The 18330-nt window shown below is 73.6% G+C and carries 16 protein-coding genes; 11 read left to right on the top strand and 5 right to left on the bottom strand.

Features of this window, described 5'->3' with window-relative positions; genetic code table 11:
- Positions 1-72: 72 nt before the first annotated feature.
- Positions 73-2964: an ATP-binding protein gene (locus AC067U_RS27175; RefSeq protein ID WP_478832394.1), complete on the top strand. Its 2892-nt coding sequence runs from the start codon at positions 73-75 to the stop codon at positions 2962-2964.
- A 6-nt stretch (positions 2965-2970) separates the two neighbouring features.
- Here the strand turns inward: AC067U_RS27175 and AC067U_RS27170 are convergent, their stop codons facing one another.
- A complete protein-coding gene (locus AC067U_RS27170) occupies positions 2971-3690 on the bottom strand; it encodes a hypothetical protein (protein WP_478832393.1) in 720 nt (239 codons plus the stop codon).
- Between the two features lie 502 nt (positions 3691-4192).
- Here AC067U_RS27170 and AC067U_RS27165 point away from each other — a divergent pair.
- The 6 genes from AC067U_RS27165 to AC067U_RS27140 all read left to right on the top strand — a co-directional run bounded on the left by AC067U_RS27165 (position 4193) and on the right by AC067U_RS27140 (position 7185).
- On the top strand, positions 4193-4714 hold the full coding sequence (locus AC067U_RS27165; RefSeq protein ID WP_478832392.1) for a helix-turn-helix domain-containing protein: 522 nt from the start codon (positions 4193-4195) through the stop codon (positions 4712-4714).
- Positions 4711-5001: an SDR family NAD(P)-dependent oxidoreductase gene (locus tag AC067U_RS27160; protein WP_478832391.1), complete on the top strand. Its 291-nt coding sequence runs from the start codon at positions 4711-4713 to the stop codon at positions 4999-5001. Before AC067U_RS27165 ends, AC067U_RS27160 begins: the two co-directional genes overlap by 4 nt.
- Positions 4998-5204, top strand: a complete 207-nt coding sequence (locus AC067U_RS27155; protein ID WP_478832390.1) for a hypothetical protein — start codon at positions 4998-5000, stop codon at positions 5202-5204. The genes AC067U_RS27160 and AC067U_RS27155 overlap by 4 nt, the downstream gene beginning before the upstream one ends.
- A gap of 36 nt (positions 5205-5240) precedes the next feature.
- A complete protein-coding gene (locus tag AC067U_RS27150) occupies positions 5241-6158 on the top strand; it encodes a maleylpyruvate isomerase family mycothiol-dependent enzyme (protein WP_478832389.1) in 918 nt (305 codons plus the stop codon).
- 78 nt (positions 6159-6236) lie between these two features.
- Entirely contained in the window at positions 6237-6599 is a 363-nt protein-coding gene (locus tag AC067U_RS27145) for an NYN domain-containing protein (protein WP_478832420.1), read from the top strand.
- Positions 6600-6684: 85 nt separating this feature from the next.
- Positions 6685-7185 carry a hypothetical protein gene (locus tag AC067U_RS27140; RefSeq protein ID WP_478832388.1) on the top strand — a complete coding sequence of 167 codons (501 nt, stop codon included), beginning with the start codon at positions 6685-6687 and terminating at the stop codon, positions 7183-7185.
- Between the two features lie 22 nt (positions 7186-7207).
- Here AC067U_RS27140 and kstD read toward each other — a convergent pair whose 3' ends face one another.
- Entirely contained in the window at positions 7208-8971 is a 1764-nt protein-coding gene (kstD, locus tag AC067U_RS27135; protein WP_478832387.1) for a 3-oxosteroid 1-dehydrogenase, read from the bottom strand.
- A 232-nt stretch (positions 8972-9203) separates the two neighbouring features.
- On the opposite strand from kstD, the gene AC067U_RS27130 reads away from it, so the two are divergent.
- Positions 9204-9857, top strand: a complete 654-nt coding sequence (locus tag AC067U_RS27130; RefSeq protein WP_478832386.1) for an ankyrin repeat domain-containing protein — start codon at positions 9204-9206, stop codon at positions 9855-9857.
- Positions 9858-9938: 81 nt separating this feature from the next.
- Entirely contained in the window at positions 9939-10670 is a 732-nt protein-coding gene (locus tag AC067U_RS27125) for a flavodoxin family protein (RefSeq protein ID WP_478832419.1), read from the top strand.
- A gap of 93 nt (positions 10671-10763) precedes the next feature.
- Here AC067U_RS27125 and AC067U_RS27120 read toward each other — a convergent pair whose 3' ends face one another.
- Positions 10764-11888 (bottom strand): aminoglycoside phosphotransferase family protein, encoded by a 1125-nt coding sequence (locus AC067U_RS27120; RefSeq protein ID WP_478832385.1) that lies wholly within the window; start codon positions 11886-11888, stop codon positions 10764-10766.
- A 232-nt stretch (positions 11889-12120) separates the two neighbouring features.
- Here AC067U_RS27120 and AC067U_RS27115 point away from each other — a divergent pair, with 232 nt between their 5' ends.
- A complete protein-coding gene (locus AC067U_RS27115) occupies positions 12121-13614 on the top strand; it encodes a DNA-binding protein NsdB (RefSeq protein ID WP_478832384.1) in 1494 nt (497 codons plus the stop codon).
- A 258-nt stretch (positions 13615-13872) separates the two neighbouring features.
- Here the strand turns inward: AC067U_RS27115 and AC067U_RS27110 are convergent, their stop codons facing one another.
- Positions 13873-15300 carry a PP2C family protein-serine/threonine phosphatase gene (locus tag AC067U_RS27110; protein ID WP_478832383.1) on the bottom strand — a complete coding sequence of 476 codons (1428 nt, stop codon included), beginning with the start codon at positions 15298-15300 and terminating at the stop codon, positions 13873-13875.
- Positions 15301-15535: 235 nt separating this feature from the next.
- The gene (locus AC067U_RS27105; RefSeq protein ID WP_478832382.1) at positions 15536-15784 is read right to left on the bottom strand and encodes an SCO4226 family nickel-binding protein; all 249 of its coding nucleotides are present in this window, start codon (positions 15782-15784) and stop codon (positions 15536-15538) included.
- 285 nt (positions 15785-16069) lie between these two features.
- Here AC067U_RS27105 and AC067U_RS27100 point away from each other — a divergent pair, with 285 nt between their 5' ends.
- Positions 16070-18280: a xanthine dehydrogenase family protein molybdopterin-binding subunit gene (locus tag AC067U_RS27100; RefSeq protein WP_478832381.1), complete on the top strand. Its 2211-nt coding sequence runs from the start codon at positions 16070-16072 to the stop codon at positions 18278-18280.
- Positions 18281-18330: the final 50 nt, after the last annotated feature.

Here is an 18330-nt window from a genome sequence, read left to right as displayed (position 1 = left end):
CGGACAGATGGCTCCACCCGCGCGTGCGCGGGCGTACGCTGAATCTCCGAACAGGCCGGAGGGTAAGCAGCGATGACGGACCGCCGGAGGCAATTGCGGCGCACCATGCTCGAACGCGAGGCCGAACTGGCCACCGTCGAAGAGGCCCTGGACCGGCTCGCCGGGCCCGAGGCCGACGGGAGCGGAGCCCTGCTGGCCTTCTCCGGTCCGGCAGGCCTCGGCAAGACCACCCTGCTCGCCGAGATCCGCCGCCGCGCCCACGCCCGGCACTGCACCGTCCTCTCCGCCCGCGGGGGCGAACAGGAACAGAGCCAGCCCTTCCACGTCGCCCGCCAGCTCCTCCAACCCCACCTGGCCGGCACCGGCGAGGAGGAACTCCGCTCCGCCCTCGGCTCCTGGTACGCCATCGTCGGACCCGCCCTCGGCCTGTGCGCGCCCGAGGAAGGCGCCCCGCCCGACCCGCAGGGCCTGCGCGACGGCCTCGACTGGGTGCTCACCCACCTCGCGGTGCAGCGCGCCCCCGTGGTCCTCGTCCTCGACGACGCCCACTGGGCCGACCCCGAATCCCTGAGCTGGCTCGCCGCCTTCGCCCCGCGCGCCGAACACCTCCCGCTGCTGCTCGTCGTCGCCTACCGGCCCGATGAACTCCCGCCCCACGCCGAGGCGTTCCGTACCCTCCCCGGCCGCGCCGGACAACGCCCCCTCACCCTCGAACCCCTCACCGCCGAAGCCGTCCGCACCCTGGTCAGGGAGACCGTCGGCGCCCACGCCGACGAGGTCTTCTGCCACGAGGCCTGGGCCGTCACCGCCGGAAACCCCTTCGAGGCCGTCGAACTCACCGCCAAGGTCCGGGACCGCTCGCTCGCCCCCGTGGAATCCAGCGCGCCCCTGCTCCGCGACCTCGCCGCCGCCCAGCAGGGCGCCGGCCTCGTCGCCCGTCTGCACAGCCTCGGCCCCGCCACCGTCCGGTTCGCCTGGGCCTGCGCCGTACTCGGCACCGCCATCCCGCAGGACATCGCCGCCCGGGTCGCCGCCCTCGGCCCCGAAGAAGCGGCCTCCGCCACCTCCCGGCTGCGCGCCGCCCGCATCCTCTCCGCGGGCGGAGAGGAGGACGAGGGCCTGGAGTTCGTGCACCCGCTCATCGCCACCGCCCTCTACCGGTCCATTCCCGAAGCCCTCCGCACCGCCCTCCACGGCAAGGCCGCGGCAGCCGTCATCGACGCCGGGCTCGGCGCCTCCGCCGCCGCCCGGCACCTCCTCGAAACCCACCCGGAGAACGACCCCTGGGTCGTCCGCACCCTCCGCGAAGCCGCCCGGGAGAACCTCCGGGCCGGCGCCCCCGACGCCGCCCGCCGCCAGCTCGCCCGCGCCCTCCTGGAACCGCCCGACTTCGGGGAACGCGCCGCCGTCCTCTACGAACTCGGCTGCGCCTCCCTGCTCACCGAACCCGCCAACACGGTCAACCACCTCCGCGCCGCCCTCGACGAACCCTTCGACGACCCCGTCCTCCGCCAGGGCATCGTCATCCGCCTCGCCCAGGTCCTCGCCCACAGCGACCGCCTCGCCGAAGCCTCCGAAGCGCTCGCCGCGGAGATCCCGCACGCCCCGGACGCCCGCGGCAAACTCCGCCTGACCTCCGAACAGTTCATGTGGGACGCCTTCCGCTCCGACGAACCCGACTCCCCGGCCCGCTCCCGCCGCCTCTCCCGCCTCGCCGACCGGCTCACCGGCCGCGACCTCACCGAGCGCTACGTCATCGGCCTGCGCGCCTGGGACGCCACCCTGCGCGGCGAACCCGTCGACGTGGTGCTCCACCACGCCCGCCGGGCCCTCGGCGACCGGCTCAGCTGGGCCGAGGAGGACCGCGGCTTCGAGGTGCCCGTCCTCGTCGCCCTCACCCACCTGTACGCCGACCGGCCCGGCCGCGCCGAGGAGCTCTTCGCGGCGGGCACCGCCGAGTTCGAACGCCAGGGCTGGCGCGGCGCCCACCTGTCCTTCGCATACGGCCTGCACGCCTACATCCGCTTCCGGCGCGGCCGGCTCGCCGAGGCCGAGGAACTGGCCCGGGCCGGCCTCGGCCTCGCCGAACGCGTGGGCCGCCGTACCCCCGTCCACTGGTACGCCGTCGCCATCCTCGTCGAGATCCTGCTCGCCCGCGGCCGCACCGAGGAGGCATGGGAACTCGCCCGCGAACACGAGTACGGAGAGCCCTTCCCGGCCGCCGTGGTCTTCCCCGACTCCCAGACCGTCTACGCCGAACTGCTGCTCGCCCGGGGCGACCGGAAGGCGGCCGCCGCCGAACTCGAGGCGGTGGACCGCCGGCTCACCCCGCGCGGCATCCAGAACCCCTCCTGGTGCCCGTGGCGGCTCCACCTGGCCCGTGCGGTGGCCCCCGAAGAACCCGAACGGGCCCGCGCCCTGACCGCCGAGGCGCTCCGCCGGGCCCGCGCCTTCGGCGCCCCCTCCGCCATCGGACAGGCCCTGCGGTACTCCGCCGAGGTCGCTCCGGCAGCCGACCGCATCCCGCTGCTGACCGAATCCGTCCAGCTCCTCTCCGCCTCCCCGGCCGGCCACGAACTGGCCTGCGCCCTCGCCGCCCTGGGCACCGAACTCGGCGACACCGACATGCTGACCCGGGCCGTGGTCACCGCCCGCGAGTGCGGAGCGGACGGCCTGGTGGCCGAGGCCACGAACACCCTCCTCCGCCTCGGCGGCGACCGGCCCTGCGAAACCGCCGCCGAGGAGGGCCTGACCGAGGACGAACGGGCGGTGGCCGAACGGGCGGTGGCCGAACTCGCCGTCCGCACCACCCCGCCGCCCCAGCCCGACCGGCAGGTCATCCTCGACCATCCCCAGCGTCCCGCCGACGCCTTGCTCTCCGCCGTCTACCGCAAGCTCGGCACCGACCGCGCCGGCCTCGCCGAAGCCCTCGCCGCCGCCGGCGCGGGCTGCGCCCGGCCCTGAGCCGGCTCAGCCGACCGGATCGTCCGGGGACACCCGCACCACCTCGATCCCGGGCGTGGCCAGCAGGTCGGCCACCAGGTCCGCCGTGCCGCCGACGTAGGTACTGACGAGGTCCACGTCCCCGCCCAGGCACCACGCGCGGTCCTGCGGCCACCAGAGGTCGGGCAGCTGGGCGAACTCGTCCAGCGACACCGGCGAGGGGGCGTCGGACAGCGCACCGGCCAGGAGCACCTCGTCCCGGTGGGGTCTGGCGAAGGTGGGCACCGCCGAGAAGTCCCAGCGTCCGTACCCGTGCCAGAGGCCGAACCAGCAGCGGTCCGGGGTCCCGGTGTGCCGGGCCAGTACGGGGATCAGGGCCTGGGCGAGCGCGGGCGGGGTGGGGCCCTCCTCGGGATGCTCGTCCCATACGCCGGGCAGCCCGTACACGGACGCGTTGAGGTAGTCGACGTCCAGGCCAACCAGCTCGTGCCACCGGGTGCGGGGCCCCACCGGGCGTCCGAGGGCCGCGCCCACGGCCGACCACGGAACGGGCCGTTCTCCGAGCGAGGCCGGGTGCAGGACCCGGGCGTAGGCGGCGAACCCCGGTGCGGCCACCCCGGCCGCGGTTCCGAACTGCCCCTCCCGCTCCCGTTCGGCGAGCCAGTCGGCCGGGCCGAGGCCGGTGGTCTGCACGGCCAGCCGCCCGTACATGGCGGGCGCGGGATCCGGGTTCACGTAGCGGTCCATGCCCCAGTCTGACGCAGTCGGCCGCCGGTGGCGGCGGCCGCTCCGCTCCGGCTCCCCGTGGCGTGAACGTTCAAGACGCCGCCGCCGCGGCCCGCATAGCGTCTGCCCCGGCAGGAGAACGGGGAAGACCATGCACGCATACGGGTCACGGCGGTGCAGCGAGCGCTCGCCGGGGACGGCATCCACGCCCGGACGCCACCGAGGAGCGGGCCACTGCTGCCCTTCGAGGCCAAACGCCGGTACCTCACCGGCATCGCCGCACGGCACGGCCTGCTGCCCCTGCTCCGGGTGGGACGCGTACTGCCGCAGATGCGCTCCGACCCGGCGATCTCGGCGCTCCTCGGCGCGAGCACCCCGTTCGACCTGATCGAGCGCTGGGCCCGGCTCGAATGGTTCACCCGCTCACGGAACCGGGTCGTCCTCGTCGGCGCAGGAGACCGGGAGATCCGCGCCGAGCACGTCGGCCCGCCCGGATCACCGCCCGAGCCCGCCGCGGACGTCCTTGTCCTCGGCGCGCTCACCGCCCTGCTCGGCGCCATCGGCCGCGCGGCGTCACGGCCACGGCCGGCGCCGGCACCGGGGGCCGGCCACCGGTCCTGGTCTAGGCCGACGGTGTCTTCACCACGCCTCCGCCCGGCACGGACCTGGCGCACTGGCGGTTCACCTGGACGGCCGAGGACCGCCCGCCGGCCGGCCCCGTCGGGCCCGCCCGCGGCGCCACCCCGGTCGGCCACACCGGCCCGACCGCCTCGCCGCCGGCCTGGACATGTCCTCCCGCACCCTCCAGCGCCGCCTGCACCCGGCCGGCGGCTTCCGGGGCCTGATCGCCACCGCGCGCGCGGAGGCAGCCGCCGACCTCCTCATGAACAGCCGGCACGCCCTGTGCACCGTCGGGTTCGCCTGCGGCTACACGGACCAGTCGCACTTCACCCGCGACTTCAAACGGCGTACCGCCGTCACCCCCGCGGCCTACCGGGCCGCCTTCACCCGCACTCCCCGGCAGCTTGGAAAGGCCATGGCATGAACCTCACCGACAGGACCGTCCTCGTCACCGGCGGCGCCCGCGGCGTCGGCCGGGAACTGACCCGGCAACTCGTCTCCCAGGGCGCGCACGTAGTGGCGGTCGGCCGCGACCCCGGCCGGCTCGCCTCCCTCGCGGCCGAGTACGGGGGCCGGGTCAGTACCCACCCCCTCGACCTCACCGACCCGGACGCGGTTGACGCCTTCGCCAAGGAACTGCCGGGGCGTCATCCGCTGCTCTCCGTGGTCATCAACAACGCCGGGGTGCAGGAGCACACCACGTCCGCGTGATCGACGCGGTGCTGCCGCTGGTCGACACCGACATGACCCGCGGGCGCGGTCGCGGCAAGATCAGCGCGGAGGACGCGGCCGCAGCCGTGATCCGCGGCATCCGCCGTGAGACGGCGGAGATCCGCATCGGCCGGGTGAAGCTCCTGCACGCGGTCCTGCGCCTGGCGCCGGCGCTCGGATATCGCGTCCTGCGCAAGGGGTGACCTGTGGAGCACGCCCCGGACTGACAGAGTGGCCGCATGGACCGCATGGACCGCATGGACCGCATGGACCGTACGGACCGTACGGACCGTACGGACGTCAGGGAAGCCACCGAGGGAGCCGGGGCCGCACCCGCCACCGGAACGGACTCCGTGTCCGCGTTCCGCCGCGAGGCCGCGGCCTTCGCGGAGGCCGCCCACCAGGCGCTCGATGCGGGCCGGCCCGCGCCGCCGGTCCCGTCCTGCCCCGACTGGTCGCTCTCCGACCTCGTCGGCCACCTCGGCGGGGTCCACCGCTACGTCGCCCGGATCCTCCGCGACGTGCTGACCGAGCGCCCCGACCCCGCCGACCTCTCCCTCTACGCGCTGCCCGCAGCCCCTGACGTCCTGGCCGCCTGGCCGCACCCGGACCGGGCACCGAACCTCGCCCCCGCCCCGCCCGAGCTCACCGAATGGTTCACCGAGGGAGCCGCCGACCTCGCGGAGCTGTTCCGCGTCACGGACCCGGACCTGAACGTCTGGACCTGGCACCCGGACCCCGCCGAACACACCGCCGCCTTCTGGCTGCGGATGCAGACCATCGAGACCGCCGTGCACCGCTGGGACGCCGAACGCGCCCTCGGCGAGCCCGCCCCGATGGACCCCGCCCTGGCCGCCGACGCCGTGCTCCAGACGATCCAGGCCATGGCCCCCGGCCGCCGCGCCATGCGGCAGGCCCCGCCCGGCGCGGGGGAGCGCTACCGGTTCCGGCGGACCGACGGCCCCGGCGACTGGACCGTCGAGTTCCACGGCGACCGGGTCCGGCTGTCCCCGGACGGCCCGGCCGCCGTCGAGCTCGCCGGCACCGCATCGGACCTGATGCTCTTCCTCTGGCAGCGCATCCCTGCCACGGCGCTCGACGTCACCGGCGACGAACGGCTCGTCCCCCGGTACTTCGAGCTGGTCCCGCCGGTCTGAGCCACCATGGCGACCATGGCAGACACGACGAACACGACGAACACGACGAACACGACGAACACGGTGAGCACGGTGAACATGGCGAACGTACTGATCGTGGACGGGGCCAACGTGGTCGGCTCCGTCCCGGACGGCTGGTGGCGCGACCGGCGCGGCGCCGCCGAACGCCTTCGCGACCGGCTCGCCGCCACCCCGCCCGAAGCCCTGCCCGGCGGCGCCGGGGAGATCGTCCTGGTGGTCGAGGGAGCGGCCCGGGGCGTGGCCTCGGTCCCCGGCGTACGGGTGGAGAGCGCCCCCGGCAGCGGGGACGACCGGATCGTCGAACTGGCCGCCGAGTACGCCGGCCGGAGCTGCCTCGTGGTCACCGCCGACCGTGAGCTGCGCGCCCGGGTGGAGGCCCACGGAGCCACCTGCACCGGCCCCTCGGCCCTCCGCCCCTGACCCGCCCGACGGGCCGCGCCCCCGGCCGGGCCGCGAGGAGGCCCCCCGAGCCGGAAAAACTCACCCGGCCACGTACCATTGCCGCATGTCCTTCCTCCGCCGCCACCGCGCCGCCACACCCGCAGGCCCGGACTTCGACGTCCTGGCCATGGATCCGGGGGACTGGCCGGGCAACCTCGGGGCCGGGCTGCTGCCCGCCGCCGACGGCAGCTGCCAGGGTGTCTTCCTCCGCTACGACCTGTTCGGCGGCCGCGGCCCCGCGATGATCATCGGGAATCTGCCCGAGGGCTCGCCGGCCCGGGAGCTCGCCGACAAGCAGGTCCCCTTCGAGGTCGCCCAGCTCCTCGACGCCCTCGAGAACGACGAGGACGTCGAGGTCACCGGCATCGAGGACTGCCCCGTCATGCAGGGCGACAACCTCCTCATCGTCCGCCGGATCAAGCTCTCCGAGTCCCGGATCAGCTGCGTGCAGTTCGACCGCAGCGACAACGTGCTGGTCACCATCGCCAGCTGGGACCGGCCCATCACCGACGACCTCTACGCGCTGCTGAAGCCGCTCCCGGCCGAGCTCTTCCAGCAGGGCTAGACCGGGGCGCCGCCACCGGTACCTACGCGGCGGAGTCCGCGATGTCGTTCGCCGCCACGTAGCCGAACGTCATCGCGGGCCCGATCGTGGAACCCGCCCCCGCGTAGCTGTGGCCCATCACCGCCGCGCTCGCATTGCCCGCCGCGTACAGCCCCCGGATCACCGAGCCGTCCGGCCGGAGCGCCCGCGCGCGGGCGTCCGTCACGATCCCGCCCTTCGTGCCGAGGTCCCCCGGGACGATCCGGAAGGCGTAGAACGGCGGCGCCCACAGCGGGGCCAGGCACGAGTTCGGGTGCACACCCGGGTCCGTGTAGTAGTGGTCGTACGCCGTGTTCCCGCGTCCGAAGTCCGGGTCGCCGCCCTCCCACGCCTGAGCGTTGAACCGGTTCAGCGTGGCCCGGAAGGCCGCGGCCGGCACTCCGATCTGCGCGGCCAGCGCGTCCCAGGTCCACGCCTTCTTCACCGCGCCCGCCGCGTACCAGGACTCCGGGAACACGAACGTCGGCAGCACGTCCTTGAACAGGTACTTGTTGCGGTAGTTCTGATCGACGATCAGCCATCCCGGAATGTGCGACCCGGGCGCGCCCCGGTCCTTCTCGTACATCACGTGCACCACGTCGCTGTACGGCGCCGCCTCGTTGACGAAGCGGGTGCCCCGCCCGTTCACGATCAGCCCGCCCGGCAGGGTCCGCTCCGCCAGACAGAAGTACGGCTCACCGGGCAGCGGGATCGAGGGGCCCCACCAGGCGTCCTCCATCAGCGCGAGCGCCGCGCCCGCCCGCTCCCCGGCCCGGATCCCGTCGCCGGTGTTCTCCTTCGCCCCCACCGACCACTGGGTGCCGATGGGCTGCTGCTGGTACCGGGCCCGCATCTCCGCGTTGTGCTCGAATCCGCCGGAACCCACGATCACCCCCCGCCGGGCCCGTACGACGCCCCGTACGCCGGCCTGCTCCACCAGCACGCCGGTGACGGCCCCGCCCTCCCGCACCAGGTCGACCAGCGGGCAGTTCAGCCAGACCGGGACCCCCGCCCGCTGGAGCCCGGCCCGCAGGCCCGCCGCCAGGGCCTGGCCCATGGTGAGCGGTTTCTCCCCGCACAGCGCCGCCTTCGTGCCGCGCGCCAGACACTCCGCGGAGACGGCCGCGCCCTTCGCGTTCACCGCCGCCAGCGTCAGCCATTTGTAGTCCTGGCTGAACACCACCATCCCGGCGGGCACGGGCATGTACGCCGGGTTCAGCCGGGCCAGTTCGGCGCCCAGGACGTTCCCGTCGAGCTGGTCGGGCTCGACGGAACGGCCGTTCGGCAGCCCTCCCGGCAGGTCCGGATAGTAGTCGCTGTAACCCTCCATGAAGCGGAAGCGCAGCGGGCTGTTCGCCATGACGAAGTCCAGCATCCGCGGCCCGTTGGACAGGAACGCGGCCTGCCGGTCCGCGGGCACCCCGTCGCCGACCACCGCCGCCAGGTACGTGGCGGCCTTCTGCGGGGTGTCGGGCACGCCGGCGGCGAGGATCACCGAGTTGTTCGGCAGCCAGATACCGGCTCCGGACCGGGCCGCGGAGCCGCCGAAGGTCGGCGCCTTCTCGACCACGACCACGCTCAGGCCCCGCCGGGCGGCGGTCAGGGCGGCCGTCATGCCGGCCGCGCCGGAACCGACCACGACGACGTCGTACTCGCCGAGCGGCGGCCCGTCGGCGGCGCGGGCCGCACCGGTGGGCAGCACTCCGGCGGCGAGCAGCCCGGCGCCGGTGCCGGCCAGGACCGTACGGCGGGTGGGGGAAGAAGACATGACGGCCTCCAGAGACAGAGACAGGGGCATCGGGATGGGAGGGACAGGAACAGAGGGACAGCAGGCACGGAGGTAGGGGGAGGGCGGGGCACGGAGGGAGTGCCTGATGCTGAATCAGAAAAGGTGTTCGGGGGATCATGTGAAGTCAAGCGGTGTGCAGGACCGGCCCGCCGACGGACTCCGGGAAGGCGCCCGGAAGACACCCGGAAGACATCAGGAAGGAACCCTGACCGTGACCGAACGCTCCCAGTGGGACGGCGTCACCACCCCCGATGCGTACTCCGGCGAAACCGTCCGCAGGCGCGGGCTGCTCGCGGACGCTGCCCGCGACGGCCTCTGGGAGCGGGTGTTCGAGCTGCTGGCCGAGGTCCCCGAATGGGTCAACTCCGCCCGGATCGGCGGCCCGAGCACATACGCTCCGCTCCACCAGGCCGCCTGGCACGGCACCACCGCAGCGGTGGCCGGTCGGCTCGTGGACCTCGGGGCCTGGCGCACTCTCCCCGATGCCGTGGGCGAGCGTCCCCTGGACATCGCGCTGTCCCGCGGCCACGCCGCACTCGTCCCCCTGCTCACCCCCGTCGTGCGCCACCCCCTGGAGCCCTCCGCGCAGGCCGCCCTGGAACGGCGTCTGCACGCCCTGATCGCCGAGGACAGCCACGGTCTGGCGGAGCGCCACCGGCTGCGGATGCCGCCCCTGGGGCCGGTCACCGAACTCACCGAACCCAAGATGTACTTCCCGGTCCCCGGGATGTACGGCGGCTTCTCCTGGGCGCTCGACGGCGAGGCACTCGTGGTGGAGAGCTGGAGCCGTGTGGCCGGCGGCTCGGGCCGCCGGCACCGGATTACTCCGGAGGCCACCGAACTGGTCGCCGAGGGCTTCGTCTGAGCCGCTCCGCCGCGCGTACGGCCCACCCGGGTGGCGGGTCCCCGGTCCCCGTCACAGCCTGGATCCGTGAACCAGGATCAGATGCCGGACCAGGAAAGCACGGAGCACCCGTACCGCTACCCCGGCCTGCGGGCCGTCTACGTGAACTGCACGCTGAAGCGCTCCCCGGAGGTCAGCAACACCGCGGGCCTCATCGCCCGCAGCCGCGAGGTCATGGAGGCGAACGGGGTCACCACCGAGCTGATCCGGGCCGTCGACCACGACATCGCCACGGGCGTCTGGCCGGACATGACCGACCACGGCTGGGAGAGCGACGAGTGGCCGGTGCTGTACTCGCGGATCATGGCCGCCGAGATCCTCGTGCTGTGCGGACCGATCTGGCTGGGCGACAACAGCTCCGTGATGAAGCAGGTCATCGAGCGCTTGTACGCCTGCTCCAGCGTGCTCAACGAGCAGGGGCAGTACGCCTACTACGGCCGGGTCGGCGGCTGCCTGATCACCGGCAACGAGGACGGGGTCAAGCACTGCGCGATGAACGTCCTCTACAGCCTCCAGCACCTCGGCTACACCGTCCCCCCACAGGCCGACGCGGGCTGGATCGGCGAGGCCGGCCCCGGCCCTTCCTATCTCGACGAAGGCTCCGGCGGCCCGGAGAACGACTTCACCAACCGCAACACGACCTTCATGTCATGGAACCTGATGCACCTCGCCGCGATCCTGAAGCAGGCCGGTGGCATCCCCGCCCACGGCAACCAGCGCTCCCTGTGGGACGCCGGCTGCCGCTTCGACTTCCCCAACCCCGAACACCGCTGAGCCGGATGCCGCACCGCGGACAGCGCTGAGCCCCCGGGCGGAGGAAGCTCCCGGGGGCTCAGCGCGGGGCGGGCGGGGCGTGGGGTGGACCGGTCAGCGGGTGCCGACCGCCGCCCGCACCGCTCTGCGGGCCATCCCGCAGTCGTCGTGCAGCCGGCGCAGCAGCAGGCGCTGCTCCTCGCCGGAGGACAGGGAGCCCGCCGGCAGCGGCTGCGTCGGGGCGGTCGCCAGCATCGAGCGCTGGACGGCCGTCTCCGACATCCGGATCTCCCTGGTCAGCACCAGCATCAGGTTCACCAGGAAGGCGTCCCGGGCCGCCGTGCCCTGCGACTGGGCCAGCCGGCTGATGCTCGACCGGGCGGCCGGCGCGTCGCCCAGCACCGTCCACAGCGTGGCCAGGTCGTACCCGGGCAGGTACCAGCCGGCGTGCTCCCAGTCCAGCAGCACCGGACCGGCGGGCGACAGCAGCACGTTCGACAGCAGGGCGTCACCGTGGTTGAACTGCCACTGCGGACCCGACACCGCCAGCCCGTGCAGCAGCTTCTGCAGGTCGCCCAGGTCCCGGTCGGTCAACAGCCCCAGCTCGTGGTACCGGGTGATCCGGGAGGCGTAGTCCAGCGGGCGGCCGAACAGGTCGCCCGGCGGACGCCACTGGTTCACCCGGCACACCGCGCCGAGCACCGCCCTCACGTCGGCCCGCGGCGGGGCCTCCACCGGGTGCCGCTGCAGGGCGGCCACCCGGCCCGCCATGCGCTCCACCACCAGCGTGCAGTTCTCCGGGTCGGCCGCGATCAGCCTCGGCACCCGCACCGGCGGGCGGTGCCGGACGAACGCCCGGTACGCAGCTATTTCGTGCCGGTACCGCTCGCGCCATTCCGGCGAGTGGTCCAGTAAAACCTTCGCGACGGCGGTCGCCCGCCCGGTGGTGCCGACCAGCAGGACCGACCGTCCGCTCCGACGCAGCACCTGCACCGGAGCGAACTCCGGACAGATCCGCTGCACCGAGGCGAGCGCGGTGCGCAGCTGCGCACCCTGCGGCCCCGACAGGTCGATTCTTCCGCTCAGCGGCTGGGTTCCGGTGCCCGGCATCCGCCGCGCCCGTACGGCGCCCTGCGCCGGGACCGCCGCGCGACCGGGTTCCAGGTACGGGCCGCCGCCGGCCTGGAGCGTGCGGTGCGGCCGGACGGGTGCGGACACGGAGGACGATGCTGCGTACATGAGTGATACGGATCCCTTCGTGCGCCGACGAGTTGCGTACGCCGCCCCGCCCGGTCCCGTTCGTCACCCTGGGGAGTGCGGCCAGGGGACCGGGTCGGGGAGGCGCATTCCTACCTGACACCCCGGCGCGGGTGGCGGAACATCGGGCGGACCCTGGCGGACCCTGGCGAATAGTCGCTCGGCATCTGACCCGGGGTTACTGTCAACTCAGCCGAGAACCTGGGGGCTTGACGTGAGCAGAGGACCAAACACCCGTCTGAACGACCTGTTCGGCCTGGCCGGCTGGTCGAAGGGCGAACTGGCGAGGATGGTCAACCGGCAGGCGGCCGCCATGGGCCACCACCAGCTGGCCACGGACACCTCGCGGGTGCGGCGCTGGATCGACATGGGGGAGACCCCGCGCGAGCCGGTGCCCACCGTACTGGCGGCCCTGTTCACCGAGCGGCTCGGTCGTGTCGTGACCATCGAGGACCTCGGGTTCGTACGGCAGAGGCGCACCGCCAAACGGCAGCCGGACGGGGTGAAGGACAACCCCGACGGCCTGCCCTGGGCGCCGGAACGCACAGCCGCGGTCCTCACCGAATTCACGGGAATGGACCTCATGCTCAACCGACGCGGGATGATGGGCGCGAGCGCCGTGCTCACCGGCGGCTCCGCCCTCAGCAACGCCATGTTCGACTGGCTGCACACCGAACCCCGGCGGGACCGGGACGCCGGCCGGTTCGCCGACTCCCACCACGCCGACCCGGCGGGATACGACCGCTACGAGGCGGCCCCCATCGGATCCCAGGAGATCGAGGCGCTGGAGCGCTCGGTGGAGGTCTTCCGTGCGTGGGACGCGTCCAGAGGCGGTGGGCTGCAGCGGAAGGCCGTGGTCGGCCAGCTGAACGAGGTCGGCGGCATGCTGGCGTACCACCACCCGGACCACCTGCAGCGCCGGCTGTGGGGGGTGGCGGCCAACCTGGCGGTCCTGGCGGGCTGGATGTCCCACGACGTGGGTCTGGAGCCGACCGCGCAGAAATACTTCGTGATCGCCGCGCACGCGGCCCGCGAGGGCGGGGACCGGCCGCGGGCCGGGGAGGCGCTGTCCCGCGCCGCCCGCCAGATGGTCCACCTGGGCAAGCCGAACGAGGCCCTGGACCTGATGAAGCTGGCCCGCTCCGGGGCCGGCGAGGAGGCGCTGCCGCGCACCCGGGCCATGCTGCACACCATCGAGGCGTGGGCGCAGGCCGCCATGGGCAAGGGGCAGGCGATGCGGCGCACGCTGGGCGAAGCCGAGGACCTCTTCGTGTCCGACAAGGGCGATGTGCCACCGCCCTCCTGGATGCAGCACTTCGACGAGGCCGACCTGCACGGCATGCAGGCACTGGCGTACCGCACCCTGGCGGACCACGACGCTTCGGCGGCGCCGATCGCCGCCCGGCACGCCAAGGAGGCGCTGCGGCTGCGCGGGGCCGGCCACAACCGGTCGCAGATCTTCGACTACATCTCGCTGGCCTCGGCCTGCTTCATCGCCGACGACCCGGAGCAGGCCGACCGGTACGCCCGGCTGGCCCTGGTCTCCATGAACGAGACCTCCTCGCACCGGACCTGGGACCGACTGCGCGAGATGTACCGGCTGACCGGCGAGTACGCGGGCTACCACCGCATCGAGGACCTCCGGGCGGAGATCGCCCAGGCCCTCCCGGGCAGTCCGGGCGCGGGCGCGCGCGGGACGGAGATCTGAGCGGGTGATCCCGCGCGGGGGAACGGGGGTTCTGCCGCGGGGCTACGGGGGCTACGGGTGTTACGGGGGCCACGCCGCGGGTCGGCCCGGCGGAACGGGGTAACCCGGCTTGGGGAAGTGGGAGTTCGCAGACGTGGGGGTTCCGGGCCCGGGGGTTCCATCAGGCACGGGTTCCATCAGGCGGGGGTTCCACCGTACGCACGGGCCGTGGCACGCACGGTCCGACCGGGGTTGCCGGACCGCGCCCCGCCGGAACCGCTACGCGCCGATCCGGGCGACGAGCACGCACGCGTCGTCCTCGCGCTCGCCCTCCCCGAACTCCTCGATGACCAGGCGTACGCACTCCTGGGCCGACTTCGCCGCCGAGAAGCGCGGGGCCAGGGCCAGCAGTCGCTCCGTGCCGTCGGTCTTGCTGAACTCGATGCTGCGCGGGGTCAGTCCGTCCGTGTGCAGCACGAGTACGTCGCCCACCTCCAGGCGCTCCTCGGCCTGCCCGTAGACCGCCCCGGAGGTCGCGCCCAGCAGGATGCCCTCGGGCGAGGCCAGCGACCGGCCGGAACCGTGCCGGAACAGCAGCGGGGCGGGGTGCCCGGCCTGGGCCCAGGTCAGGAGCCGGCCGACCGGCTCGTACCGGCAGCAGACGGCGGAGCCCAGCGCGGGCTGCACCGAGGTCTCCAGCAGCTGGTTGAGCCAGCCCATCAGCGGCCCGGGCGCGATGCCGGCCATGGCCATGCCGCGCAGCGCGCCGAGCAGCATGGCCATGCCGGAGGTGGCGGTGACCCCGTGCCCGGTGAGGTCACCGACCGTCAGCAGCGAGCAGCTGTCGGGGAGTTCCAGCGCGTCGTACCAGTCGCCGCCGATCAGGGCGCTGGTCGCGGAGGGCATGTAGTGCGCGGCCACGTCGAGCGCGCCGGTGCTGCCGTGCGGGAAGCGCAGGGAGCCGCGCCACGGGGGGAGCACGGCTTCCTGGAGCTCCACGGCCAACCGGTGCTCGGTCCGGGCGATCTCCTGCTGGCGCTGAAGGGAGTCGCGGGTCTCGCGCACCACGCGCTGGCTCCGGCGCAGCTCGCTCACGTCGCGCAGCACCGCCCACATGGAGGCCGTGCAGCCGTCGGGGTCGAGGGCAGGCTCGCCGCGCATGTGCAGGGTCCGCACCCGGCCGTCGGCACGCACGATGCGGAACTCCCCGTCGATCGGGCGCCCGTCCACCAGGCAGGCCGTCACCATCGCGGTGAGCAGGGGCTGGTCCTCGGAGAAGAGGGTGGAGCCGAGCTCGTCGAGGGAGAGCGGTCCGGCTTCCGGGGACCGGCCGAAGATCTGGAACAGCTCCTCGGACCAGGTGACCTCGTCGGTCAGCAGGTTCCACTCGGCGCTGCCGACCCTCGACAGGTCCGCCTCCGGCTCGTACGGAGCGGACTGCGGCAGGGCCTCGTGCTCGGGGACGACGGCCGCCGGCATGCCCTCCTTGAGCTGCCCGAGGTGCTCGCCGAGGTCGTCGAGGTGGTGGACCGCGAGATCGCAGAGTGCGCGCTGCCAGCGGCCCTGGGCGTCGTGTTCGTCCACGACGGTGTCGCGGCGCACGGCGTCCACATCACCGCGCAGCCGCCGGGTCTGCTTGATCAGCGCGTCCACCGACCCGGGCTGGGAGGGGTGCGCGGGACGGTCCGCGAACAGGTGCGACGGCATGGGAACTCCGATACGGGCGCGGCACGGCCAGGTCTGGAGGAAGGACGTGTCACGACTGTGGCACAGGCTGAGACGGCCTGTAAGGCGTTTGGCAACATCCGTTAAGTCCTTGCATCTGGCATATGCCAAAGGCCTTCCGGCCGTGCTGAACCGTGCGAACGGTTCCGGCCAGGGCCGCAGCCCGCCCGGAACCGTTCGTGTGGATCGGATGTGATTGGACGGTACTGGATTTCGATCAGACGGTGAGCGGGACCGGGTGGATTTCGTCCGCCGGATGTCCGGAACGCCGGTGGATCTCCTGGACCGCCTCCGCCGAGGGCGCCTCGGAGAGGCAGTACACGTGGCCGGACTCGGGGTCCGCCCATGCCTGCTTGAAGTGCACGCCGCGCTCGCCCTCGATCGCGAGATCGGCCCTGTGGGCGGCCATCAGCTGGTCCTTCGTGACGCCCTTCATATTGGTGTGCACGTCCATGAACTCGGGCATGTGGCACCTCCTGCTCGCGGGGGCTTCCCTGTCCCTTCCATGGTCGACCCATGGCCGGAAAACGTCCCTCCGGAACGGCCGTCCCGTACGTGTGGACGATCTGTACGACCGCCCGGACCTGGGGAGTTAACGAAAATAACCACCCCGAACGGGGGACCCCGCCAGTTCCGTCCGAGCCGCTTCCGCCCACCCCCCGTACTCGCTACCCTACGTGCCGGTAATCAGCTGATACTCGCACGTCGGGTCATGAAGCGCACGTGCCAGGTCCGAACGGGCGGAGAACAGATGACAGGGCAGAGCCGGCGTACGTTCCTCACGTACCTGGTCGCGGCGCCGACGCTGGCGGTCGCCACCCGCGCCGGGGCCGACGCCCTGGCCCCGCAGCAGGCCCACGCGGTCATTCCCACCCTGCCCGCCCCCGCCGACCTGGTCGACCTCGGCGACCTGTTCATCCTCGCCGGCGCACCCACCGCAGGGCTGCTGGTGCTCACCGTCGAGCCGGACGGTACCGTCCGCTTCCGGCTGCCCCGGGAGGAGGTCGGCCAGGGCCTGACCACCGCCGTGGCCATGCTCGTCGCGGAGGAGCTGGACAGCCCGCTGGACCGGGTCCGGGTGGAACTCGACGACGCCCGCCCCGAACTGCTCTTCAACCAGCTCACCGGCAGCTCCAACTCGATCCGCTCGCTCTACGGTCCGGTCCGGCAGTGCGCCGCCACGGCCCGGGCCCGGCTGGTCGCGGCCGCGGCCGCCCGCTGGGGGCTGGCCCCTTCCCGCCTGACCACCGCCGACGGCGCCGTCCGCGCCCCCGACGGCCGCAGCGCCCCCTACGGCGAGCTCGCCGTGGCCGCCGCCGACCCCGCCCTCCTCGTGCTCGGCGCCGCGCCCAAACCGGCCCGGGAGCACACCCTCGTGGGCCGGCCCACCTCCCGGGTGGACGCCCGCGCCATGGTCACCGGCCGCCAGCAGTACACCCTCGACCTCGACGTGCCCGGGGCCAAGCCCTGCGTGGTGCGCCGCCCGCCCACCCTGGGCGGCACCGTCGTCTCGGTGGCCAACCTCGCTGCCGTACGGGCCATGCCCGGCGTGCTCCACGTGGTCACGATCCCCACCGGAGTCGCCGTCGTCGCCGAGACCTTCGGTCAGGCCCTCGACGCCAGGGCGGCCCTCCAGGTCGGCTGGGGCCCCGGACCCGCGGACCACCTCTCGGACGACGGGATCCGGGCCAGACTGCGCGCCGCCACCCCGCCGTTGTTGGTGCCGCCGCTCCTCACGCCGTACGTGGACGCCGAGTTCGACTTCGCCTTCGTCAGCCACGCCCCGCTGGAGACCAACTGCGCGGTCGCCGACGTACGGGCCGACCGCGCCGAGATCTGGTCCGGCCTGAAGTCCCCGATCGTGGCGCGCCAGACCATCGCCGCCGAACTCGGCCTGCCCGTCGGCAAGGTGACCGTCCACGTGGTGCAGGCCGGCGGCTCCTTCGGGCGGCGCCTCTTCTTCGACGGCGCCCTGGAGGCAGCCCGCGTCTCCAAGGCGTGCGGGCGTCCGGTCCGGCTGATGTGGACCCGGGTCGACGACACCCGGCACGGCCGCATGCGCCCCGCCACCCACCACCGGATCCGCGCCACCTACGCGCTCGGCGAGGTGCTGAGCTTCGAACACCGGGTGGCCGCCGCGGAGACCGATTTCCGGCACGGCCTCGGCGAGATCATCACCGCCACCGCCGCGCACCTCCCGCTGGGGATCGGCAACGCCACCCTCGCCCAGACCCTGTTCCTGACCACCGTGAAGTCCCCGTACCACTTCGGCCTGACCACTCAGGCGCTGACCGAGGTGCCCACCGGCATCCCGACCGCCTCCTGGCGCTCGGTCTACTCCGCCAACACCCGCGGCGCCGAGGAGATCGTGGTCGACGAGCTCGCCGCCCGGCTCGGCCAGGACCCGTACCGGTTCCGCCGCGCCTTCCTGAAGACCGCCGCCCAGCGCGCCGTGCTCGACAAGGCCGCCGCCGAGGGCGACTGGGGGCGGGCCATGCCGGCCGGCTGCGCCCAGGGCATCGCCTTCCACGAGGAGTACAAGTCGCGCACCGCCTGCCTGGTGGAGATCGACGCCCGGGACCGGGACCGGGTCCGCGTCACCAGGGCGGTCATCGCCGTGGACGTGGGCCTGCCGGTCAACCCGCGCGGGCTGGAGGCGCAGATGGCCGGCGGGCTCCTCGATGCCGTCTCGACCACCCTCAAGGCGGGCCTGCACATCGACAAGGGCCTCCCGCTGGAAGGCAGTTACAGCCAGTTCCACTGGGCCAGGCAGCAGGACACCCCGCGCGAGGTCAAGGTCATCGTGATGCCCGCCACCGGCGACGAGCCGGGCGGCGCCGGCGAGCTCGGCGTGCCCGCCGCCGTCGGCGCCATCGCCAACGCCTACGCCCGGGCCACCGGGACCAAGCCCCGCAGCTTCCCGCTCGACTTCGACGTCGACTTCACGCCCTACCCGCGCTGACCCCGCCCCATCCTTTCGAGCCTTCCCGCCTCCGAGCCTCCGAGCCTCCG

This window comes from Streptomyces sp. NPDC043853, assembly GCF_056436025.1.
This window is presented reverse-complemented; position numbering and strand designations above follow the sequence as displayed.